Origin of the sequence: Sphingomicrobium clamense (genome assembly GCF_019264355.1) — a bacterium.
Classification (GTDB): domain Bacteria; phylum Pseudomonadota; class Alphaproteobacteria; order Sphingomonadales; family Sphingomonadaceae; genus Sphingomicrobium; species Sphingomicrobium clamense.
In genome coordinates, this window is sequence record NZ_JAHVAH010000001.1 from 1,011,039 (window position 1) to 1,031,076 (window position 20,038).

Sequence of the window (20,038 nt, forward strand, 5' to 3'; positions counted from 1 at the left end):
AAGCCTCTCCCAAACCGGGGAGTGTTATGACCAAATCGAAATCGCCGTTCCGAGACGTCTTCCTGACGACCATCGTCATCGGCGTCGTGATGCACCTCGTCCACGAAGCCTCGCACATGCTCGGCGCGATGACGTTCGGGGTCGGCGGGAGCATGGGGACCAACACCGTCAATTACGACGCGGACATGAGCGAGACGGCGCGACTGTGGGCGAGCATTGCGGGCCCTGGCTCGATGATCCTGATCGCCATTGCCGCGCGGGCGATGCAGTGGCGCTGGACCGCGATCATCCTCTACGTCGTCTTCATCCAGCGCAGCATGGCAGGGATCGTCACTTGGCTGGCAGGCCCCAATGACGAGGCGCGGATCGGGCAGATGCTGGGCTTGGGCGAATGGCCCGTCTTCGCGCTGACCATCGGGCTCAGCGGACTGCTGTTTGCGGCGCAATATGGGCAGGAACGGCTCGGCTGGCGCTTCCTGCTGGCGGGGTTTCTGGGGATGAGCGTCGCGCTGCCGCTGGTCGTCTTTGCCGACCCGATCTTGCCGCGGATCAATTTCTAGCTCTGGACCCGCGCTTGTGGGCGCTCTATCGGGCTAGCCATGATGAAAAGCCTGCTCATCGCCAATCGCGGCGAAATCGCCTGCCGGGTCATGCGTACTGCGCAGGCGATGGGAATACGCTGCGTCGCCGTCTATTCCGAAGCCGACGCCAAGGCGCTCCACGTGCGCATGGCGGACGAGGCGATCTGCATCGGTCCCGCGCCGAGCAGCGAGAGCTATCTCAAGGGCGACAAGATCATCGCCGCGGCCAAGGAAACCGGCGCGGAGGCGATCCACCCGGGCTATGGCTTCCTGTCCGAAAATGCCGACTTTGCGCAGGCAGTCATCGACGCCGGCCTGATCTGGGTCGGTCCCAAGCCCGACAGCATCCGCGCGATGGGTCTCAAGGACGCCGCCAAGAAGCTGATGGCCGAGGCCGGCGTGCCCGTGACGCCCGGCTATATGGGCGACGACCAGTCGGCCGACACGCTGGCCAAGGAAGCCGGTGCAATCGGCTACCCCGTGCTGATCAAGGCGGTCGCGGGCGGTGGCGGCAAGGGCATGCGCAAGGTCGACGACCCGAAGGATTTCGCCAACGCGCTGGAAAGCGTGAAGCGCGAGGCGACCAGCAGCTTCGGCAACGACGTGGTCATCCTCGAAAAATGGATCGAGAGCCCGCGACACATTGAGGTGCAGCTGTTCGGCGACAGCCACGGCACCGTGCTTCACCTGTTCGAACGCGACTGCTCGCTCCAGCGTCGCCACCAGAAGGTGATCGAGGAAGCGCCTGCGCCCGGCATGAGTGAAGAGACCCGCGCCGAGGTTTGCGCCGCAGCGGTCCGCGCCGGGGAAGCGGTCAATTACGAAGGTGCCGGTACGGTCGAATTCATCGCCGACGCATCCGAAGGGCTACGCGCCGACCGCATCTGGTTTATGGAGATGAATACGCGGCTCCAGGTCGAACATCCGGTGACCGAAGAGATTACCGGCGTCGACCTCGTCGAGTGGCAGCTGCGCGCCGCGTCGGGCGAAAAGGTGCCCATGGCGCAGGACGAATTGTCGATCGACGGTCACGCGATCGAAGCGCGCCTCTATGCCGAGGATCCCGCGACCGGATTCTTGCCCTCGACCGGCAAGCTCGACCATTTCGACCTTGGCGATGAAGGCCGCATCGAAACCGGCGTCGAAGAGGGCGATGTCATCAGCCCGCATTACGACCCGATGATCGCCAAGCTGGTGGCGTGGGGCGAGGACCGCGACGAAGCGATCCAGGGCCTTGCCGACATTCTCGACGATCTTGAAGTCTGGCCCGTGCGCACCAACGCGGCGTTCCTGCTGCGCGCCTCGACCCACCCCGACTTCGTCGATGCCAAGCTCGACACGAGCTTCATTGCCGATCACGAAGACGACCTCATCCCCGACGAGGGGCCGAGCGACGCGCATTGGCAGACCGCGGCGATGATCGCGGTTGCCGAGCCCGATCCGCAGCCGCTTGCCGGTTTCCGCATGAATGCCGCCCCGCGCACTTCGGTCGCGCTGGCGCACAAGGGCGAGACCCGAACGGTCGATCTGGCCGATGTCGAGGATACGCTGGCCGGTGCCGGTTTCGACGATGGCGAGCGCGTCGTGCTGTTCGTGGGCGGCGAAGCGACCGAGTTCTCGCTGTCGACGCGCGGCGGCGCGGCTGGCGCGGCGGGAGACGGTGCCATCGTCGCGCCGATGCCCGGTAAAGTGACCAGCGTCGACGTTTCGCAGGGCGACAAGGTTGCCGCCGGGCAACGGTTGCTCACCCTGGAAGCGATGAAAATGGAACATGGCCTCACCGCACCGTTTGACGGCGTGGTGAGCGAACTCAATGCGAGCGAAGGCGCACAGGTCCAGGTGGACGCGCTGCTCGCCAAAGTGGAAAAGGAATAGACATGGACGTCAATGGAGTAGCCGCCGTCGTCACGGGCGGTGCATCGGGCCTCGGTGAAGCCACCGCGCGCAAGCTCGCTTCGCAAGGGGCGAAGGTCGCGATATTCGACCGCAACGCCGAACGCGGCGAGAAAGTCGCCGAGGAAATCGGCGGCACCTTCTGCGAAGTCGACGTGACCAGCGACGACAGCGTCGCGGCGGGCTTCGAGAATGCACGCGCCGCCAACGGGCAGGAGCGGATCCTCGTCAACTGCGCGGGCGTTGCCAACGCTGCCAAGACGGTCGGCAAGAATAAGGAAACGGGCGAGCGCCTGCCCTATCCGATGATCCAGTTCGAACTGGCCATCAACATCAACCTCATCGGCTCGTTCCGCTGCATCGCGCATTCGGCGCACGGGATGGTCGGCCTCGACCCGCTAGAGGATGGCGAGCGCGGTTGCATCATCAACACCGCGTCGGTCGCGGCCGAGGACGGCCAGATCGGGCAGGCGGCCTATTCGGCGTCCAAGGGCGGCGTGCTGGCCATGGCGCTCCCGATCGCCCGCGACCTGATGGGCGACGGCATTCGCGTCAACACGATCCTGCCGGGCGTCTTCAAGACGCCGATGGTCGCGATGATGCCCGAAAAGGTGCAGGACGCGCTGGGCGCGCAGGTCCCGTTTCCCAAGCGTCTGGGCAAGGCGGAAGAATATGCCGACCTCGCAGCCTTTATCTGCGAAACGCCCTATCTCAACGCCGAGAGCATCCGTCTCGACGGCGGCATCCGCATGGCGCCGCGTTAAGCCATGACCGTTGCAAGTGAGGCGCTGCTCGAGAGTTTGGGCGAGGCAGCGCGCGAAGCCGGCGAGGCCATCCTCGAAGTCGTCCGCCGTGGGTTCGATGTCGAGCATAAGGGCGACGACAGCCCGGTGACCGAAGCCGATCGCGCAGGCGAGGCGGTGTTGCTGGCGGCGCTGGCGCGCCACGCGCCGGGTGTGCCCGTGGTTGCCGAAGAACAGGTCGCCGCCGGCAAGGTGCCGGCCCACGAAGGCACCTTCTTCCTCGTCGATGCGCTCGACGGGACGAAGGAATTCATCCGCGGCGGTGACGATTACACGGTCAATGTCGGCCTGATCGAGAATGGCGTGCCGAGCATGGGGGTGATCTTCTCTCCGGCCGCGCAGCGCTTACATCTGGGTCTGGTCGGTACGGGGGCGTGGGTCGAAGGCGCCGGACCGCGGCGCCCTATCGCGGTCCGCGAGCTTGGCGACGAGCGCGTCGCCGTCGCCTCCAAGTCGCATCTCAGCCAGGAAACGGTCGACTATCTCGCCCAGCTGTTCGGCGGACGCGATTGCGAACGAATTTCGATCGGATCGAGCCTCAAGTTCACGCTGGTCGCCGAAGGCCGCGCGGACGTCTATCCGCGCCTGTCGCCGACTTGCGAATGGGACGTGGCCGCCGGTCATGCCATCCTGCTCGCGGCGGGCGGCAAGGTCGACGGGCTCGACGGCCAGCCGCTAGCCTATGACAAGAAAGCCTATTTCAATCCGGGCTTCGTCGCGACCAGCGGGTGGCAGGCGCCGGCGATCGGCCCCTTCATGACCCCCGCGACGGACGCCTGACCCGCTCGATCGGCGTCAGGCTTCGTGGCTGGGGCAACGGGTCGAGATTGCCAGACCAGTGCGCCAGCTGACCGAAAATCTCTTCCCGTTCGCGATTGTGCGGCGTCTGCTGGAGCGCGTCGAGCTCGTCCCGGGCGCGCGACAGTCGCGAGCGGAGCAAGTCGGTATCGCGCCCGTCGTGATTTTCCAGAACGCTTTCGCAGCGTTCGATGACGGCCTCGATCTCGGCGAGTCTTTGCGATCGGGTCTTTGGAATCTGTCTCGGCATGGCCAATTGGTGCCACGGGCCGCCTTGTCGTCATTTTGAGGATCGGTTCGAAACGGATCCATCAATCGCTTGTTGGCTTTGGCGCAGCCACCGCTCTATAGAGGAGGCGCTCGGTTCACTGGTCGGCGGCACGCGTCGACCTATGGAGTTTCCTGTTCGTGAACGAGCCTTTCGTCCATTCCCGATCCATCGATTCACAGTCACGCCCCGCATTGGTCGCCACCGACGAGGCGTCACTCAGCCGCGCGATGGGTGCATTCGAGGCCGCCGGCGTGTCCCCCGCAGAGACTCACCTGATCGGAGACATCGGCATCGACCAGCTTGCCGGTCACGCCGTCTGGCTCGAAGTCGGGGAGGACCAGGGAGACCGGCTCGATCGCTGGCTCATGGCCTTCAGTGCCTTCGCGGACCAGTCCAACCTGCCCGCGCGCGTCTCGGTCGTCTCGCCCTTGCTCGACATCGTCGCTGCCCAGATCGACAGTGACGTCGAGATTATCGTGGCCCCCGGACCCGTCGAGCGCGCGGCGGCCGTCGCCACGCTTCAGGCCGAGGCTGCACTGCGGAGCCTCGGCTACGAAACTCGCGGGGTGGAGGATCAGGCGCGGCTACGCCATTTGTCGGAAGAAGTGTCGAGGATCGCGGCCGCGCTGTCGCACCTGACCGCGCAGGAGAATGGGGCCGGGGGCTTCGGGGACCAGCGGCCTCGACCGGCTGTGTCGCGGAGTGATGCCGCGCCGCCAAGCGTCTCGGTCGAGCGCGTGCGCGAGACCATCCGTGCGCGCCGGCTGCGCGAGCGATTTTTCGACGCCGACTATTTTGCGGACCCGGCATGGGACATGCTGCTCGACTTGTTCGCCGCGCAGCTCACTAACCAGCGCGTGCCGGTCTCGGCACTCTGTCTTGCCGCCGCCGTCCCCGCGACTACGGCATTGCGCTGGATGAAGACCCTGACCGACGCCGGCCTGTTCATCCGGCGGGCCGATCCTCGAGATGGGCGGCGCGTCTTCATCGAGCTGTCGGATTCGGCCGGCGAGGGCATGCACCGTTATTTCGCGGAACTGGACGGGATTTCAGCGGCGTAACCTCAAAAACGACAACGGATTGTGAATCAGGCGTAACGAGTTTATCCTGTCCGGAATTGGGGGAGGGTGATTGCCATGCGCATTCGCTACGTCAAAATCTTGCTGGTCGTGGTCGCGGCGCTCCAGGCGCTGATCATTGGCCTGACCAAGCTTGCCAACCTGGAAAGTGCGAAGGCCGCAGTCGCGGAGATGTTCGCGCCCAAGGTCGGCGCGCTCTCCGGCATACTCGGTTCGGTCACCGATGCAGGCGCCGTCTCCGCCATCACTTGGACCATCATCATTCTTGAAGTCGGTGCCGGCGCGCTGGCGCTTATCGGCGCGGTCCGCATGACGATGAGCCATGATGGGACGGTCGCGGCATTCGAAGCCTCGAAGCGTATCGCGCTCGTCGCATTGGGGGTCATGCTGCTCACCTGGCTCGGCCTGTTCCAGACCATTGGCGGGGCGCTGTTCCAGATGGGGCAAAGCGATGTCGGCCGCGCGATCCTGGCCGACAATTTCCTGTTTGCGATGACCAGCGGCCTCGTCCTCTTGATCGTCGCGCAGCCCGAACCGCCCCATGCCGACCGCGATCCGCACGATCGCCGCCTGCGCGAGGCGAAAGGAGACTTGGCGCGCTGATCCCCAGCCGCTAAAGAGCCGCTCCGATACGGGCGGTTAGCTCAGTTGGTAGAGCATCTCGTTTACACCGAGAGGGTCGGCGGTTCGAGCCCGTCACCGCCCACCATCGCACCCACGAAATTCGGGAACTTTCGCTCGTGCGCGCCGCTGGTGCGGCATGATTGTTGCAGATCCGACCATTGACCTCATTGCCCGGGGCATGATCCTCGCCATGGTCGCCCTGCTCTGGGTGGTCATGCAAATCCGCGTCGTCGGGTTGCGCTCGTTGTCGAAGATGACGAGCTTCGACTTCGTCATGACCGTCGCGCTCGGCAGCCTCGTTGCCGGTGCATCGCAGGCCAAGGACTGGGCGGGCTTCGTCCAGCCGCTCGTGGCGATGACGGGCCTGTTCCTCGCGCAGTGGGCGGCGGCGCGCCTGCGCAAGTCGTCCGATGTCGCCGAAAATCTCATGCAGAACGAGCCGGTGCTGCTGATGCGCGACGGCAAGTTCAACCGCGATGCCATGCGCCGCACCCGCGTGACCGAAAGCGACCTACGCGCCAAGCTGCGCGAGGCGAATGTGCTCGATTATCGCGAAGTCCGTGCAGCCGTGTTAGAAACCACCGGCGACGTGACGGTCATGCACGGGCCGCACCTCGATGAAGAATTGCTCGAAGGCGTCGCGACGAAGGTGGACTAGAGTTTTCGCACCAGCGTTTCGGCCATCGCGATCCAGGGCGGGTCGGTGACGACCTGCTGGCGCCCGCCGGCGGTGATGGGAAGCAGCAGGAACTTGTCGCCGTCGCGGTCGATCATGCGACCGAACAAGAAGCGACCTGCGGGACGCGGGACGAGCACGTCCTTGTTGAGCGCCTTGCCGAAATCGTCTCCTGCCATCTTGCGGCACCAGATCTCGTCGCCTGCGCGATAGTCGCCGACGCCGGTGGCCACGGTGATCGCGACCTGATCGGACGAAGGCGAGGGGGGCAGGACGATGGCTGCCTTTTCGGGCGCGTGCACCCCGTGGGGCCCAAGGATCGCCGCCACGCCGACATCTTCGCGCCTGGGATGGTCGACCAACTCAGCGCTGTCGACACCGAGCGCGTTCGCGATGCGGTTGAGCCAGTCGACCGAGAGCGTGCGCATCCCCGTCTCCAGCCGCCCGATCGTCTGCGCGGTCGTCTTGGGCTCGCACTTTTCGGCAACCTGGCTGAGCGTCATGCCCTTGGCTTTGCGAACCTCGCGGATGCGGCTGATCATCGTTGTCCCCCTTAGCAGATAACCAAATCGGTTTTTCTTCTGTCCTACATACGAGCCTTCATGGCAAGTGCAAATCGACTCGCAACCCGGATGGAAGGATCGCAAATGGGAAAACGCTTGCTGGAAGAACGCTCGTTCGAGGGCGCCGTCGTGGGGCGCAAGGTCGCGCAAGGAACGCGGCGCAGCGTTACGGTCAACCACGCGGAAAGCCCGCTCGACTGGCTTCGCTCGCGCGGACACGTGACCGAGCGGCACTTCATCGCCGGCGAGCGGCTACGGATCGATTATGAGCGCGCCCAGCTCGCCCCGCGAACCACCATGGCGTGGGACGCCGCCCCAGTCTCGCACGGTCGTGGCGGCGCGTCGAGCGCGCCCGAAGCGCCGATCGGCCAGCTCGACGCCAAGCGCCGCTTCGACGCTGCCGTGGCCGAAGCGGGCAAGGGGCTTGCCGACATATTGTGGCGGGTGGTGTGCGCGGGCGAGGGGATGCGCGATGCCGAGAGCGCACTCGGCTGGCCGGCGCGCTCGGGCAAGCTGGTGCTCACCCTCGCGCTCGACCGGGTCGCGGATTTTTACCGCATCAAGTGACCGTCAGTCGGTCTTATGCTCTTTCTCGAGCCCAGCGCGCGGACCGCCCTGGCCGTCTTCCTGATACTCGACCGCATCGAAATTCTCGGTGTCGAGCGCGTCGATCTTGTCTTCGTTGAGCAGCGCAGGCGCTTCCTCGTTGGACGTTTCTTCCGAACGCGCGCCGCCATAATCGGCCTGTCCGGTGTTGGTCGGTTTCTTCTGTTCCAGCTTGTCGTCGCTCATGATGTCTCCTTTCGCAACACCAACGGGCGGCCCCGCATCCGCGTTCCGGACAGCAAAAAGGCCGCCGGGACGATCCCGACGGCCTCTTTGTTTCTGCGATGAAAGAGAGGCTTAAGCCTTCTCTTCCTCGTCACCTTCGGCAGCAGCCTCTTCGGCTTCGACTTCGGCGGCAGCCTCGTCGGCGTCCGCTTCGGCTTCGGCTTCACCGGCGTCCGCATCGGCGTCGTCAGCCGCAGCTTCGGCAGCCGGATCGGCGAGCTCGATGGTGCCGTCTTCGCCGACCACCTGGCCGGGCTCGAGAACGACGTCTTCATCGACACCGGCTTCGATCGCGGTTTCGAGCAGTTCGGCCTGCTCTTCTTCCGCCATGCGCGCGATGATGTCGACGCCTTCGGCCTGCAGTTCGGCTTCCTCGGGCGAGCGGGCGACGTTCGCCTGCACGGTGACCGAGACTTCCGGGTGCAGGACGATGACGACGTCGTGCATGCCGATGGTCTTGATCGGGCGGACCAGCTGGACCTGGCTCTTTTCGATCTTGTGACCTTCTTCGGCCATGCCGGCGACCATGTCGCGGGTCGAGACCGAACCGTAAAGCTGACCGGTGTTCGAGGCCTGGCGGATCAGGACGAGCTTGGTGCCGTCCATCTTCTCGCCAATCTTCTCGGCTTCGGTGCGCTTTTCGGCATTTTCTTTTTCGATACGATCGCGGTTCGCTTCGAACACGGCCTTGTTGGCGTCGTTCGCGCGCAGCGCTTTCTTGTTCGGGAGCAGGTAGTTGCGGGCATAACCGTTCTTGACGGTTACGACGTCGCCGATACCACCCAGCTTTTCCACGCGTTCAAGCAGGATCACGTCCATGGTTCGTCTCCTTACTTAACGATGTAGGGCAGGAGGCCGATGTGGCGAGCACGCTTGATCGCCTTGGCGAGTTCGCGCTGCTTCTTGGCCGACACGGCGGTGATACGCGAGGGAACGATCTTCCCACGCTCGGAGATGAAACCCTGGAGAAGCTTCACGTCCTTGTAATCGATGACCGGAGCATCTTCGCCCGAAAAGGGGCAGCTCTTACGGCGACGGAAAAACGGACGAGCCATTAGTTGCGCTCCTTCTTGCCGCGGCGTTCGCGGTCCTTGCGCATCATCACCGAGGGACCGTCTTCGTGGGCGTCCACGCGAATGGTCATGTAACGGATGACGTCTTCGTTGATGCGGGTCTGGCGTTCCAGCTCTTCGACTGCCGCAGGCGGCGTGTCGAGACGCATCATGACGTAGTGCGACTTGCGGTTCTTCTGGATCTTGTAGGCCATCGACTTGAGGCCCCAATTTTCGGTTTCGACCACCTTGCCGCCATTGTCGGCGATGATCTTCCCGGCTTCCTCGGTCAGGTTGTCGACCTGCGCTTGCGCAAGGTCCTGACGCGCGAGGAAGATGTGCTCGTAGAGCGCCATATTTCTTCTCTCATGTTGGCCGATCGTTGACGCGGCACCATGCCGACGCCCCTCCGGCTATCGTCTCGTATTCAATCGTTTGCGTGAACCCGGCAGGCCGGGACGACGCGGCAAAATTCCGAACGGAATCGCTTCCGACCGGTCTTGCGAGGCGCCCATTGCCGGAATTCACGGCCTATGGCAAGCCCTTGGGCCAATGCAACGATGGGGAGCGGGGTGTTGATTGCAGAACAGACTCACGACGCAATCCGGTTGGCTGCGCGGTTCAACAATCTCATGTTCGGGCTCTTCGGCGCGTGGTTGGCGCTTGTCCTGATGTTCTGGTTGCGCGCTTGGGGGCCGTTGCTTCCATTCGACGAAGCACCATTGCAGGCATCGGCCCCGATATGGTTCGCGGTCAGTGTAGCAGCAGCGGCAATCGCGGCGAAACTCCCGAGACGTTACTATCTGCCGCGGCGAGCCGAGATCGATGGGGGCATCTATCGATCAATGGGCGTCCCGCAGTTTCGGGCGATGATCACCGATGGCGATTTCATCAACGCGTTCGTCCGCCGGCGTCATCCCGGATATCGCGTCCACCGTGGCTCGGACGCTCTCGCCTCGCTCGTCGCGCGGGGCATGCAATCAGAACGATCGCATCACGCCTTGCTTTGGTTCGGACTGGGGACGTCAATCTGCGCGGCCGTCGGGGGATGGCACGGCTGGGCGGCCCTGATCGGGTTGGGGAATCTTGTCGGAAATTTCTACCCGGTCATACTCCAGCGTTATACGCGTGGGAGAGTGTGGCGAGTGCGACCGATGGCGGTTCGCCAGGCCCTGGGTGTGGACATTGGCTGAGCCGGATCTTCGACTAGACCCGCTCGAGGATCTGAGCCTGCCGGGCTGGGTGTATCACGACGCCGACTTTTTCGAGGCCGAGAAGGCGGCATTCCTTCGCAAAGCGCCGCAGGTCGTCTGCCACGTCAGCGAGATCCAGCAGCCGGGCGAGTGGCGCAAGCTCGACTATCTGGGCGAGAGCGTGATCGTCATTCGCGGCGATGACAGGACCGTCCGCGCTTTCCACAATGTCTGCCGCCATCGCGGCTCGCGGCTGGTCGACGATGAGGGCGGTTGCGACCGCGTCCTGACCTGCCCGTATCACGGCTGGAGCTACGGGCGGGATGGCGCGCTTCGCGGGGTGCCGCACCGCGAGCAATATCCCGGGCTCGTTTCCGAAGACTGGGCGTTGAAGCCTGTCGCAGTCGAGGAATGGCAGGGCTTCTATTTTGTGACGCTCGAACCCGGCGCGCCATCGGTGGCCGAGACGATGGCGCCCTACGAAGCCGAGATCGCGCCCTATCGCTTTGCCGAAATGGCCCCCATCGGCCGGGTCACGCTGCGCCCGCGCCGCCTCAACTGGAAGACGATTGCCGACAATTATTCCGACGGTCTGCATATCCCGGTCGGCCATCCCGGCCTTACCCGCTTGTTCGGCAAGGATTACCGGATCGAGGCGGGCGAGCATGTCGACCGGATGGAGGGCGACTTGCGCGATACGCCGTCGGCCAATCCGTCCGAGCGCGCCTACCAGCAATTCCTGCCCGACGCCGCGCACCTACCTGACAGCCACAAGCGCAAATGGCTCTATTTCAAGCTGTTCCCGAACGTCGCCTTCGACATCTATCCCGACCAGGTCGATTTCATGCAGTTCCTGCCCGTCTCCGCGACCGAGACGGTGATCCGCGAGATCAGCTACGCGCTCCCCGACGATCGCCGCGAGATGAAGGTCGCGCGCTACCTCAACTGGCGCATCAACCGACAGGTCAACGCCGAGGATACGATGCTGGTCGAGCGCGTACAGGCAGGCATGGAAAGCGGCGCCTACGAACCAGGGCCGCTGGGAACCAGCGAAGTCTGCCTGCGCAGCTTCGCGCGTCGCCTGCGCCGTGAGCTCCCGCAAGCGCGGGGGGCAGCACCTCCCGCCTAGCCAAACGCCTTCCGCCGCGCTAACCGCAGCGCCGAAAAAGAGGGAGTATCGACTACGATGCGTGCATTCATCTTTCCGGGTCAGGGCAGCCAGAAGGTCGGCATGGGCGCCGAGCTCGCGGACGCCAGCAGCGCCGCTCGCGACGTCTTCGGTGAGGTCGACGAGGCGCTTGGCCAGCATTTGTTCAAGCTGATGGTCGAGGGGCCGGCGGACGAGCTGACCATGACCGCCAACGCCCAGCCCGCCATCATGGCACATTCGATTGCCGTGCTGCGGACCATGGGCATCGACCTTGCGGATAAGGCCGACTTCGTGGCGGGACACAGCCTTGGCGAATATTCCGCGCTCGCCGCTGCCGGCACGTTCGAGCTGGCCGAGACCGCCAAGTTGCTGCGTATTCGCGGCGATGCGATGCAGGCCGCCGTGCCGGTCGGCGTTGGCGCGATGGCCGCGCTTCTGGGCGTCGATATCGAGAAGGCCGAAGAAATCGCTGCAGCCTGCGCCGAGGGCGAGGTGTGCGAAGTCGCCAACGACAATGACCCGGGGCAGGTTGTCCTGTCGGGCCACGCCTCGGCCATCGACCGCGTCGTCGAACGCGCCAAGGACATGGGTGCCAAGCGCGCGATCAAGCTGCCGGTCTCGGCGCCGTTCCACTGCTCGCTGATGCAGCCCGCTGCCGACCGCATGGCCGAAGCGCTTGGCGGGGCCAGCATGCATGCGCCGTCTGTCGCGCTCTATGCCAACGTCACCGCCGCGCCGACGAGCGATCCCGACGCCATCCGCGACCAACTGGTCAGCCAGGTGACCGGCCGCGTGCGCTGGCGCGAAAGCGTCGCCGCGATGGCCGACGCGGGCGTCACCCAGTTCGTCGAAGTCGGCGGCAAGGTTTTGGGCCCCATGGTCAAGAAGATCGCGCCGGACGCCGAAACGGTGAGCCTCGTCACCATGGAAGATATCGAAACATTCGCGAAGGAAGTCTGATGTTCTCACTCGAAGGCAAAACAGCGCTGATCACGGGCGCATCGGGCGGGCTCGGTTCCGCGATCGCCAAGGCACTGTCGGCGCAGGGCGCGCGGCTGGCGCTGTCGGGCTCCAACAAGGACAAGCTCGAGGCGTTCGCCAAGGGCCTGGGCGGCGATCACGTCACGCTGGTCTGCAACCTGTCGGACGGCGAAAGCGTCGACGCGCTCGTGCCCGCCGCCGTCGAGGCGCTCGGCAAGCTCGACATCCTCGTCAACAATGCCGGCATCACCCGCGACAACCTCGCCATGCGGATGAAGGATGACGAGTGGAACGACGTCATCAAGGTCAATCTCGAGGCTGCCTTCCGCCTCATGCGCGCGGCGGTGAAGCCGATGATGCGCGCGCGCGGCGGGCGGATCATCAACATCAGCTCGGTGGTCGGCGAAACCGGCAATCCGGGCCAGATGAACTATGTCGCCTCCAAGGCCGGCATGGTCGGCATGTCGAAAGCGCTCGCACAAGAAGTAGCCAGCCGCGGCATCACCGTGAACTCGGTCGCCCCGGGCTTCATGACCAGCGCGATGACCGACGCGCTCGACGACAAGCAGAAGGACGCGATCCTGTCGAAAATCCCGATGGGCGCGATGGGCTCGGGCGACGATATCGGCGCCGCGGTCGCCTTCCTCGCGTCGGACGAGGCGGGCTACATCACGGGACAGACGCTGCACATCAATGGCGGCATGGCGATGCCATAAGAGCACCGACTTTTTTATCCTGGGGGCCCTGCAAGCGATTGCGGGGCCCTTACTTTTTGGCTCGCCCAACCCTTGATGGCGAAAAAGCCACACCTATATCGCGCCAGAGTTTGAAACATGCGGACGGCCGAAACGCCGTCTCAACAGGGGCTGAAGAGAGGGAATTTTTCTATGGCCAAAGTAATTGGTATCGACCTGGGCACGACCAACAGCGCGGTCGCCGTGATGGAAGGCGGCAAGCCCAAAGTCATCGAGAATAGCGAAGGCGCGCGCACGACCCCGTCGATCGTCGCGTTCACCAAGGACGGCGAACGCCTCGTCGGGCAGCCGGCCAAGCGCCAGGCGGTCACCAACCCCGACAACACCGTGTTCGCGGTCAAGCGCCTGATCGGCCGCCGCTTCGACGATCCCATTACGAAGAAGGACACCGAGCTGGTGCCCTACGAAATCGTGAAGGGTTCGAACGGCGATGCATGGGTCAAGGCGGGCGGCGAAGACTATTCGCCCTCGCAGATCTCGGCTTTCATCCTCCAGAAGATGAAGGAAACCGCCGAAAGCTATCTCGGCGAAACCGTGACCCAGGCGGTCATCACCGTCCCGGCCTACTTCAACGACGCGCAGCGCCAGGCGACCAAGGACGCCGGCAAGATCGCGGGCCTTGAAGTCCTGCGTATCATCAACGAGCCGACCGCGGCCGCGCTCGCCTATGGCATGGACAAGGAAGACGGCAAGACGATCGCCGTCTACGACCTTGGCGGCGGTACGTTCGACATCTCGATCCTGGAAATCGGCGACGGCGTTTTCGAAGTGAAGTCGACCAACGGCGACACCTTCCTCGGTGGTGAAGATTTCGACGCCGCGATCGTCGAATATCTCGCCGACAAGTTCGAAGAGAAGGAAAAGATCGACCTTCGCAAGGACCGCCTCGCGCTCCAGCGCCTCAAGGAAGCGGCCGAAAAAGCGAAGATCGAACTGTCCTCGGCGCAGACGACCGAGGTCAACCAGCCCTTCATCACCGCCCGCATGGAAGGCGGCAGCTCGACCCCGCTCCACCTCGTGGAATCGATTTCGCGTGCCGATCTCGAAAAGATGGTCGGCGACCTCGTCAAGCGGACGCTCGAGCCGACCAAGAAGGCGCTCAAGGATGCCGGCATGAAGGTCGACGAAATCGACGAAGTCGTGCTCGTCGGCGGCATGACCCGCATGCCGCTGGTGCGTGAAACGGTCGAGAAATTCTTCGGCAAGAAGCCGCACACCGGCGTGAACCCCGACGAAGTCGTCGCCATGGGCGCGGCGATCCAGGCGGGCGTGCTGCAGGGCGACGTCAAGGACGTGCTGCTGCTCGACGTGACCCCGCTGTCGCTGGGCATCGAGACGCTGGGCGGCGTGTTCACCCGCATGATCGATCGCAACACGACGATCCCGACCAAGAAGTCGCAGACCTTCTCGACCGCCGAGGACAATCAGAATGCGGTGACCATCCGCGTCTTCCAGGGCGAGCGCGAAATGGCGACCGACAACAAGATGCTGGGCAATTTCGACCTCGTCGGCATTCCCGCCGCCCCGCGCGGCGTGCCGCAGATCGAAGTCACCTTCGACATCGACGCCAATGGCATCGTCAACGTCTCGGCCAAGGACAAGGGCACGGGCAAGGAACAGCAGATCCGCATCCAGGCCTCGGGCGGTTTGTCGGACGACGACATCGAGAAGATGGTGTCCGAAGCCGAGCAGTTCGCCGAAGAAGACAAGAAGCGCAAGGAGGCGGCCGAGGCGAAAAACAACGCCGAAAGCCTCATCCACGCGACCGAGAAGCAGCTCGGCGAGCATGGCGACCTGGTCGACGAAGCGACCAAGACCGAGATCGAAAACGCGGTCAAGGAAGCCAAGGAAGCCGTCGAAGGCGGCGACGCCGAAGCGATGAAGGCCAAGACCGAAGCGCTCAGCGCTGCCGCAATGAAGCTCGGCCAGGCGATCTATGAGAAGCAGCAGGCCGAAGGCGGCCCCGAAGCCGGTGAAAATGCCGACGCGGGCGATGCCGAAGCCAAGGCGGAAGACGACGACGTCGTCGACGCCGAATTCTCCGAAGTCGACGAAGACGAAAAGGCCTAAGGCCACATGAAGGGCGGCGTGAAGCGAAACGCTTTACGCCGCCCTTTGTCATGGGCGCGGGGATTTAGGGCATGACTGTCCAGACCAACTATTACGAATTGCTGGGTGTCTCTCGTGACGCCGACGGGCCGACCATCAAGTCGGCCTATCGTCGTCTGGCGAAGGAATATCATCCCGACCGTCACGGCGGCTGCAAGGACCAGGAGGCCAAGTTCAAGGCCGTCAACGAGGCCTATGACTGCCTCAAAGATCCGCAGAAACGCGCCGCCTACGACCGTTTCGGCCATGATGCGTATCAGCAGGGCGCGGCGGGCGGAAACCCGTTTGGCGGCGGTCAGGGCGCGCAGGATTTCTCCGACATTTTCTCGTCCATCTTCGGCGACTTCATGAACGAGGCCGCTGCGCGTGGCGGCGGGCGCGGGCAGGCGGCTGCCGGCCGCGGTTCGGACCTGCGCTACGATCTCGAATTGTCGCTCGAGGAAGCTTTTGCGGGCATCGAAAAGACGATCACGATCGAGGCGCTCGCGCCGTGCGAACCGTGCGAGGGCAATGGCGCCAAGGGCGAGAGCAAGCCCGAAACCTGCGCCCAGTGTGGCGGTGCGGGCCGGGTACGTGCGCAGCAGGGCTTCTTCCTGGTCGAACGCACTTGCCAGCGCTGTCTGGGCACCGGCCTGTCGATCGCCGACCCCTGTCCGCAGTGCGAAGGCGACGGTCGCGCGCTCAAGAAGCGCAAGGTCAGCGTCGATATTCCTGCGGGCGTCGATGAAGGCACGCGCATCCGCGTCGCGGGCGAGGGCGAGGCAGGGGTGCGCGGCGGACCGCCGGGCGACCTCTATCTCTTCGTCCACCAGAAACGGCACCCGATCTTCATGCGCGACGGCACCACGCTGGTCGCCGAATGTCCGGTCAGTTTTACGACCGCAGCGCTCGGCGGCGAGATCGAGGTGCCAGGCGTCGACGGCGAGAAGATCGAGGTCCGCATTCCGCCCGGCACTCAATCCGGCGAAACGATCCGCAAGCGCGGGGCGGGGATGAGTATCCTGCGCCAGAAGGGACGCGGTGACATGGTCGCGCGCATCCTCGTCGAAACGCCGACCAAGCTGTCGAAGGAGCAGAAGGACCTGCTGCAGCAGTTCCGCGAAACCGAGACGGGTGAGGAATGTCCAAACGCCAAGGGCTTCTTCTCGCGCATCAAGGACATGCTCTAGCCAAAGCGTGCGAAGGCGCTAGGCTGGCTCCCTGAAAACAGGGAGAAAAACCATGCGCTTTGCCTTGCTCGCCTCCGCGTTCCTCTTCGCGAGCCCCGCGCTCGCGCAAGACGACCGCTTTGCCAATGTCGAGATCGAGGTGGTCGAAGTCGCCCCCAACGTCGCGGTGCTGTTCGGGCAGGGCGGCAACATCGCGCTCTCGCATGGCGATGACGGCAACGTCCTGATCGACGACCAGTTCGCGCCGCTCGTGCCCAAGATCGTGGCCGCGGTCGAAGGCATTTCGGACGGCCCCGTCCGCTTCGTCATCAACACCCACCACCATGGCGACCATACCGGCGGCAACGAGGCGATGGCAGAGGCCGGTGCGCTGGTCATGGCGCATGATAATGTCCGCAAGAATATCCTCGCGCGGCTGGCGGAGAATGGCGACACGAGCGGCACGCACGGTTCGCTCCCCGTCATCACCTTCGACAGCAGCGTCGACCTGCACTGGAATGGCGAGACGATCGACATCGTCCACGTCCACCACGCCCATACCGATGGCGACGCGCTGGTATTCTTCACCGGCAGCAAGGTGCTCCACATGGGCGACACCTATTTCAACGGCGTGACCTGGCCCTATATCGACACCGGCAATGGCGGATCGATCGACGGGCTGGTCAAGGCGATCGCTTCGGCACTGGCGCGGATTGACGATAGCTGGACGGTCATCCCGGGCCACGGCCCGGTCGCCACGCACGACGATCTCCATGCTTATCACGATATGCTCAAGACGCTTCGCGACGGCGTCGCTGCGGCCATCGCTGCCGGTGAAACGCTGGAGCAGGTGCAGGCGCGCGATCTCACCGCCGGCTACGACGTCGAGGACGGCTTCATTTCGGGCGATAAGTTTATCGAGGTGCTCTACAACCAGCTCAGCGATTGAGCCATTCGCTCACACGCTTGCTGACGGACGCGATCGTATAGGGCTTTTGCAGCACCAGACGGTCGCAATGTTTGTCGGGCAACTGCGCTTGCTCGCCATAACCTGTCGCAAAGACGAACGGCGTGCCGCGCTTTTCCAATTCGTCCGCAACCGGATAGCTATTTTGGTCGCCCAGATTGATGTCGAGCAGGGCGAAGTCGATTTCTTCGCGCTCGAGCGTCGCGAGCGCGCCAGCGACGGTGCCCTCGGTCACGACCCGATCCGCTCCCAATCGCATGACGATATCTTCGGCGTCGAGCGAGATGATGAGGCTGTCCTCGACCAGCAGCAGCGTCTTGTCCTTGAAGATGTCGTCGACGACCGGCTCACGCAGCTTGTGGCCTTCATCGCTGATGACCGCGGCTTCGGGCACCGGCTCCATCTTCCTTTCCTCGTCGACGCTCAGATGGCGTGCCGGGATGCGGAAGCAGGCCCAGAAGCCTTCCTTGCGATAATTGAGGTCTGACGAGCCGCCCAAATCGTAGGGAACGCTATGTTCGATGATGGTCGTGCCGAAGCCCTGGCGCGACGGTTTGACGACGACCGGGCCTTCTTTTTCCTGCCAGTCGATGACGAGGTCGCCATTATTGTCGATGCGCCAGTCGACCTCGACGCACCCGCTGTCCGACAGGCTGCCATATTTGGCGCTGTTGGTGACCAGTTCGTGGATCACCAGCGCCATCGTCGAATAGGCCTGGGGCTTGAGAAGAACGTTGGGACCGCTGGTCGTGAGGCGATCCTTCTGATGCACGAGGAAAGCCGCGACCTCGGCGTCGATCAGGCCCTTGAGCGGCGCGGGGCCCCAATGGTCGTCGGTGATCTGGTTGTGCGCCCGGGCCAGCGCGTGCACGCGCCCGTCAATCTGCGCGACGAAGTCCTCGATCGAGGTTTCCTCGGTCGGCTTCGCCTGGCGGATCAGCCCGCGGATCAGCGAGAGGATGTTGCGAACCCGGTGATTGAGTTCTGCGATCAGCAACTCCTGCCGGTCGTTCGCCGCCTTGCGTTCCTGATTGGCCTCGTCTGCGAGGCGCAGCACGACTTCGATCAAGGTTGCGCGGAGCGTTTCGGCGACGCGGGTCTCGCTCGGGGTAAACGGCGCTGACTTGCCCTCGACCAGTTCCTTCCATTCCGCAAAGCTTTCGCGCGGGGTGAGGCGCGCGCCGTTGGGGCCATAGCTGACCGGCTTGTGCGGATCGCCGCCCCAGCGCACCGAGCGAATGCGCTCTTCACGGAACAGCACGACATAGTCGCGCGGCGTCCGGCTGATCGGGATGGCCAGCAGCCCTGCCGCCGTGTCTGCATGGTCGACCGCGTCGGGGACCAGCGAGGCGATATGGTCGGTCGCGTATACCTTGCCGCGCGCGGTGGTATTGAGCATCCGCACGATCGCTTCGAACTGCTTGGCGTCGGGGGTATGGCCCGACAATGCCTGGTTGCCGTTGATGAACACGCCGACACCATCGGCGGGGATGGCGCTGGTGAGAATCTGCGACAGCCATTGCGGGTCGTTGAGCAGGCTCTCGTCAGACGCGACCGAGCCCAGCAGGTGATCCGACACGTCGCGGGCACGGCGCTCGTAATCCACCATCTCCTGCCGCTGCCGGCTTTCGATCCGCATCGCGAACATCTGCGCGAACAGCTCGCACACCGCGCGCCGCTCGAAGGCAGGGCAGCGCGGCCCCGAATAATGATGGCAGGCGATCAGGCCCCAGAATTTTCCGTCGACGATCAGCGAGATCGACATCGAGGCGGTGACGCCCATATTCTTGAGATATTCGATGTGGATCGGGCTCACCGCGCGCAGCACCGACAGCGACAGGTCGAGCGGCTTTCCTTCCGCATTCTTCTGCGGAACGATCGCCACAGTGTTGGCCGACACGTCGACGATCATGCGCAACAGGTTGCGCTGATAAAGTTCGCGCGCCTGCTTGGGGATATCACTCGCCGGATAATGCATGCCCAGAAAGCTGCCGATGCCCGACTTGGCGGCCTCGGCGACGACCTCGCCCGATCCGTCCTCGTCGAACTGGTAGATCATGACCCGGTCGAACCCGGTCAGCGCGCGCACCTGTCGTGCACCTTCGCGGTAGAAACTTTCGACGTCCTCGGTCTTGTCGAGCCGCCCGATCATCCCGCGCACCGTGCTCATCGCATCGCCATGGTCGCGCTCGCGCGCCGGCTCGCCCTCGACCACGATCGTCCCGTCGATCATGTGGATGGCGACATCGAATGGCTGCCCATTCTCGACCAGCGGAATTGCGAACAGTCGTTCGACGTCGTCGGGTCCTCGCAGCAGCGCCAGCCGGTTGCGCAGCGCATGGATCGCTTCGCCCGAGAAAAGCTCCTGCGCATTCTCGCCAATCACCCCATCGGGCGCCGCGTCGAAATATTCGGAAATGTTGGCGGACACGCACTGGACCATCCAGTCCGACGACAGCGCCACAAGGAACCCGATCGGCTGGATCGCGCCCAGCAGGTGGATCGGCTCGCGGTCGCAATTGGTCAGGTCGACCTGGAAATCGTCACTATGCTCGTTCATGCCC

General features: G+C 64.1%; 22 protein-coding genes and 1 tRNA gene. 16 read left to right on the forward strand and 7 right to left on the reverse strand.

All coding sequences use genetic code 11. The features are described from left to right. Window positions 1–26: 26 nt before the first annotated feature. Genes KTQ36_RS05130 through cysQ form a run of 4 tightly spaced genes read left to right on the forward strand, consistent with a single transcriptional unit; the run spans window position 27 to window position 4,057 of the window. Entirely contained in the window at window positions 27–560 is a 534-nt protein-coding gene (locus tag KTQ36_RS05130; protein WP_218632643.1) for a hypothetical protein, read from the forward strand. Between the two features lie 39 nt (window positions 561–599). Beyond that, complete coding sequence (locus KTQ36_RS05135) at window positions 600–2,456, forward strand: acetyl-CoA carboxylase biotin carboxylase subunit (protein WP_218632644.1); 1,857 nt, start codon at window positions 600–602, stop codon at window positions 2,454–2,456. 2 nt (window positions 2,457–2,458) lie between these two features. Next, window positions 2,459–3,238 carry an SDR family oxidoreductase gene (locus KTQ36_RS05140; protein WP_218632645.1) on the forward strand — a complete coding sequence of 260 codons (780 nt, stop codon included), beginning with the start codon at window positions 2,459–2,461 and terminating at the stop codon, window positions 3,236–3,238. A 3-nt stretch (window positions 3,239–3,241) separates the two neighbouring features. After that, window positions 3,242–4,057 (forward strand): 3'(2'),5'-bisphosphate nucleotidase CysQ, encoded by an 816-nt coding sequence (cysQ, locus tag KTQ36_RS05145; protein ID WP_218632646.1) that lies wholly within the window; start codon window positions 3,242–3,244, stop codon window positions 4,055–4,057. Here cysQ and KTQ36_RS05150 read toward each other — a convergent pair. Further along, window positions 4,032–4,325, reverse strand: coding sequence for a hypothetical protein (locus KTQ36_RS05150; protein ID WP_218632647.1), 294 nt, complete (start codon window positions 4,323–4,325; stop codon window positions 4,032–4,034). The genes cysQ and KTQ36_RS05150 overlap by 26 nt on opposite strands. 158 nt (window positions 4,326–4,483) lie before the next feature. On the opposite strand from KTQ36_RS05150, the gene KTQ36_RS05155 reads away from it, so the two are divergent. The 4 genes from KTQ36_RS05155 to KTQ36_RS05170 all read left to right on the forward strand — a co-directional run bounded on the left by KTQ36_RS05155 (window position 4,484) and on the right by KTQ36_RS05170 (window position 6,707). After that, window positions 4,484–5,407 (forward strand): winged helix DNA-binding protein, encoded by a 924-nt coding sequence (locus tag KTQ36_RS05155; RefSeq protein ID WP_345777669.1) that lies wholly within the window; start codon window positions 4,484–4,486, stop codon window positions 5,405–5,407. A 75-nt stretch (window positions 5,408–5,482) separates the two neighbouring features. Beyond that, the gene (locus tag KTQ36_RS05160; RefSeq protein ID WP_218632648.1) at window positions 5,483–6,028 is read left to right on the forward strand and encodes a DUF2165 family protein; all 546 of its coding nucleotides are present in this window, start codon (window positions 5,483–5,485) and stop codon (window positions 6,026–6,028) included. A gap of 30 nt (window positions 6,029–6,058) precedes the next feature. After that, window positions 6,059–6,134 (forward strand) — tRNA-Val (locus tag KTQ36_RS05165). Window positions 6,135–6,185: 51 nt separating this feature from the next. Continuing rightward, window positions 6,186–6,707 (forward strand): DUF421 domain-containing protein, encoded by a 522-nt coding sequence (locus KTQ36_RS05170; protein WP_218632649.1) that lies wholly within the window; start codon window positions 6,186–6,188, stop codon window positions 6,705–6,707. Here KTQ36_RS05170 and KTQ36_RS05175 read toward each other — a convergent pair. Then, window positions 6,704–7,267 (reverse strand): helix-turn-helix domain-containing protein, encoded by a 564-nt coding sequence (locus tag KTQ36_RS05175; RefSeq protein WP_218632650.1) that lies wholly within the window; start codon window positions 7,265–7,267, stop codon window positions 6,704–6,706. The genes KTQ36_RS05170 and KTQ36_RS05175 overlap by 4 nt on opposite strands. 105 nt (window positions 7,268–7,372) lie before the next feature. Here KTQ36_RS05175 and KTQ36_RS05180 point away from each other — a divergent pair, with 105 nt between their 5' ends. Next, window positions 7,373–7,855 (forward strand): DUF6456 domain-containing protein, encoded by a 483-nt coding sequence (locus KTQ36_RS05180; protein ID WP_218632651.1) that lies wholly within the window; start codon window positions 7,373–7,375, stop codon window positions 7,853–7,855. Between the two features lie 3 nt (window positions 7,856–7,858). Here the strand turns inward: KTQ36_RS05180 and KTQ36_RS05185 are convergent, their stop codons facing one another. The 4 genes from KTQ36_RS05185 to rpsF all read right to left on the reverse strand — a co-directional run bounded on the left by KTQ36_RS05185 (window position 7,859) and on the right by rpsF (window position 9,527). After that, on the reverse strand, window positions 7,859–8,080 hold the full coding sequence (locus tag KTQ36_RS05185) for a hypothetical protein (RefSeq protein ID WP_218632652.1): 222 nt from the start codon (window positions 8,078–8,080) through the stop codon (window positions 7,859–7,861). A 111-nt stretch (window positions 8,081–8,191) separates the two neighbouring features. After that, window positions 8,192–8,938 (reverse strand): 50S ribosomal protein L9, encoded by a 747-nt coding sequence (gene rplI, locus KTQ36_RS05190; protein WP_218632653.1) that lies wholly within the window; start codon window positions 8,936–8,938, stop codon window positions 8,192–8,194. Window positions 8,939–8,949: 11 nt separating this feature from the next. Next, entirely contained in the window at window positions 8,950–9,174 is a 225-nt protein-coding gene (gene rpsR, locus KTQ36_RS05195) for a 30S ribosomal protein S18 (RefSeq protein WP_218632654.1), read from the reverse strand. After that, a complete protein-coding gene (gene rpsF / locus KTQ36_RS05200) occupies window positions 9,174–9,527 on the reverse strand; it encodes a 30S ribosomal protein S6 (protein WP_218632655.1) in 354 nt (117 codons plus the stop codon). Before rpsF ends, rpsR begins: the two co-directional genes overlap by 1 nt. 216 nt (window positions 9,528–9,743) lie before the next feature. Between rpsF and KTQ36_RS05205 the strand changes: the two genes are divergently transcribed. The 7 genes from KTQ36_RS05205 (at window position 9,744) to KTQ36_RS05235 (ending at window position 17,456) form a co-directional block, all read left to right on the forward strand. Further along, window positions 9,744–10,364 carry a glycosyl-4,4'-diaponeurosporenoate acyltransferase CrtO family protein gene (locus tag KTQ36_RS05205; RefSeq protein ID WP_218632656.1) on the forward strand — a complete coding sequence of 207 codons (621 nt, stop codon included), beginning with the start codon at window positions 9,744–9,746 and terminating at the stop codon, window positions 10,362–10,364. Then, window positions 10,348–11,493, forward strand: coding sequence for an aromatic ring-hydroxylating oxygenase subunit alpha (locus tag KTQ36_RS05210; protein WP_425600728.1), 1,146 nt, complete (start codon window positions 10,348–10,350; stop codon window positions 11,491–11,493). Before KTQ36_RS05205 ends, KTQ36_RS05210 begins: the two co-directional genes overlap by 17 nt. 57 nt (window positions 11,494–11,550) lie before the next feature. Further along, window positions 11,551–12,474 (forward strand): ACP S-malonyltransferase, encoded by a 924-nt coding sequence (gene fabD / locus KTQ36_RS05215; protein WP_218632658.1) that lies wholly within the window; start codon window positions 11,551–11,553, stop codon window positions 12,472–12,474. Then, window positions 12,474–13,211: a 3-oxoacyl-[acyl-carrier-protein] reductase gene (gene fabG / locus KTQ36_RS05220; protein WP_218632659.1), complete on the forward strand. Its 738-nt coding sequence runs from the start codon at window positions 12,474–12,476 to the stop codon at window positions 13,209–13,211. The genes fabD and fabG overlap by 1 nt, the downstream gene beginning before the upstream one ends. Before the next feature lie 171 nt (window positions 13,212–13,382). Next, window positions 13,383–15,320, forward strand: coding sequence for a molecular chaperone DnaK (dnaK, locus tag KTQ36_RS05225; protein WP_218632660.1), 1,938 nt, complete (start codon window positions 13,383–13,385; stop codon window positions 15,318–15,320). Between the two features lie 71 nt (window positions 15,321–15,391). Continuing rightward, window positions 15,392–16,528: a molecular chaperone DnaJ gene (dnaJ, locus tag KTQ36_RS05230; protein WP_218632661.1), complete on the forward strand. Its 1,137-nt coding sequence runs from the start codon at window positions 15,392–15,394 to the stop codon at window positions 16,526–16,528. Between the two features lie 52 nt (window positions 16,529–16,580). Beyond that, the gene (locus KTQ36_RS05235; RefSeq protein ID WP_218632662.1) at window positions 16,581–17,456 is read left to right on the forward strand and encodes an MBL fold metallo-hydrolase; all 876 of its coding nucleotides are present in this window, start codon (window positions 16,581–16,583) and stop codon (window positions 17,454–17,456) included. Here the strand turns inward: KTQ36_RS05235 and KTQ36_RS05240 are convergent. Continuing rightward, window positions 17,446–20,034: an HWE histidine kinase domain-containing protein gene (locus KTQ36_RS05240; RefSeq protein ID WP_218632663.1), complete on the reverse strand. Its 2,589-nt coding sequence runs from the start codon at window positions 20,032–20,034 to the stop codon at window positions 17,446–17,448. The genes KTQ36_RS05235 and KTQ36_RS05240 overlap by 11 nt on opposite strands. Window positions 20,035–20,038: the final 4 nt, after the last annotated feature.

Coding starts and splice junctions, on each gene's coding strand:
- KTQ36_RS05130 (WP_218632643.1), top strand. CDS start 27: ATGACCAAATCGAAATCGCCGTTCCGAGACGTCTTCCTGACGACCATC.
- KTQ36_RS05135 (WP_218632644.1), top strand. CDS start 600: ATGATGAAAAGCCTGCTCATCGCCAATCGCGGCGAAATCGCCTGCCGG.
- KTQ36_RS05140 (WP_218632645.1), top strand. CDS start 2,459: ATGGACGTCAATGGAGTAGCCGCCGTCGTCACGGGCGGTGCATCGGGC.
- cysQ (WP_218632646.1), top strand. CDS start 3,242: ATGACCGTTGCAAGTGAGGCGCTGCTCGAGAGTTTGGGCGAGGCAGCG.
- KTQ36_RS05150 (WP_218632647.1), bottom strand. CDS start 4,325: ATGCCGAGACAGATTCCAAAGACCCGATCGCAAAGACTCGCCGAGATC.
- KTQ36_RS05160 (WP_218632648.1), top strand. CDS start 5,483: ATGCGCATTCGCTACGTCAAAATCTTGCTGGTCGTGGTCGCGGCGCTC.
- KTQ36_RS05170 (WP_218632649.1), top strand. CDS start 6,186: ATGATTGTTGCAGATCCGACCATTGACCTCATTGCCCGGGGCATGATC.
- KTQ36_RS05175 (WP_218632650.1), bottom strand. CDS start 7,267: ATGATCAGCCGCATCCGCGAGGTTCGCAAAGCCAAGGGCATGACGCTC.
- KTQ36_RS05180 (WP_218632651.1), top strand. CDS start 7,373: ATGGGAAAACGCTTGCTGGAAGAACGCTCGTTCGAGGGCGCCGTCGTG.
- KTQ36_RS05185 (WP_218632652.1), bottom strand. CDS start 8,080: ATGAGCGACGACAAGCTGGAACAGAAGAAACCGACCAACACCGGACAG.
- rplI (WP_218632653.1), bottom strand. CDS start 8,938: ATGGACGTGATCCTGCTTGAACGCGTGGAAAAGCTGGGTGGTATCGGC.
- rpsR (WP_218632654.1), bottom strand. CDS start 9,174: ATGGCTCGTCCGTTTTTCCGTCGCCGTAAGAGCTGCCCCTTTTCGGGC.
- rpsF (WP_218632655.1), bottom strand. CDS start 9,527: ATGGCGCTCTACGAGCACATCTTCCTCGCGCGTCAGGACCTTGCGCAA.
- fabD (WP_218632658.1), top strand. CDS start 11,551: ATGCGTGCATTCATCTTTCCGGGTCAGGGCAGCCAGAAGGTCGGCATG.
- fabG (WP_218632659.1), top strand. CDS start 12,474: ATGTTCTCACTCGAAGGCAAAACAGCGCTGATCACGGGCGCATCGGGC.
- dnaK (WP_218632660.1), top strand. CDS start 13,383: ATGGCCAAAGTAATTGGTATCGACCTGGGCACGACCAACAGCGCGGTC.
- dnaJ (WP_218632661.1), top strand. CDS start 15,392: ATGACTGTCCAGACCAACTATTACGAATTGCTGGGTGTCTCTCGTGAC.
- KTQ36_RS05235 (WP_218632662.1), top strand. CDS start 16,581: ATGCGCTTTGCCTTGCTCGCCTCCGCGTTCCTCTTCGCGAGCCCCGCG.
- KTQ36_RS05240 (WP_218632663.1), bottom strand. CDS start 20,034: ATGAACGAGCATAGTGACGATTTCCAGGTCGACCTGACCAATTGCGAC.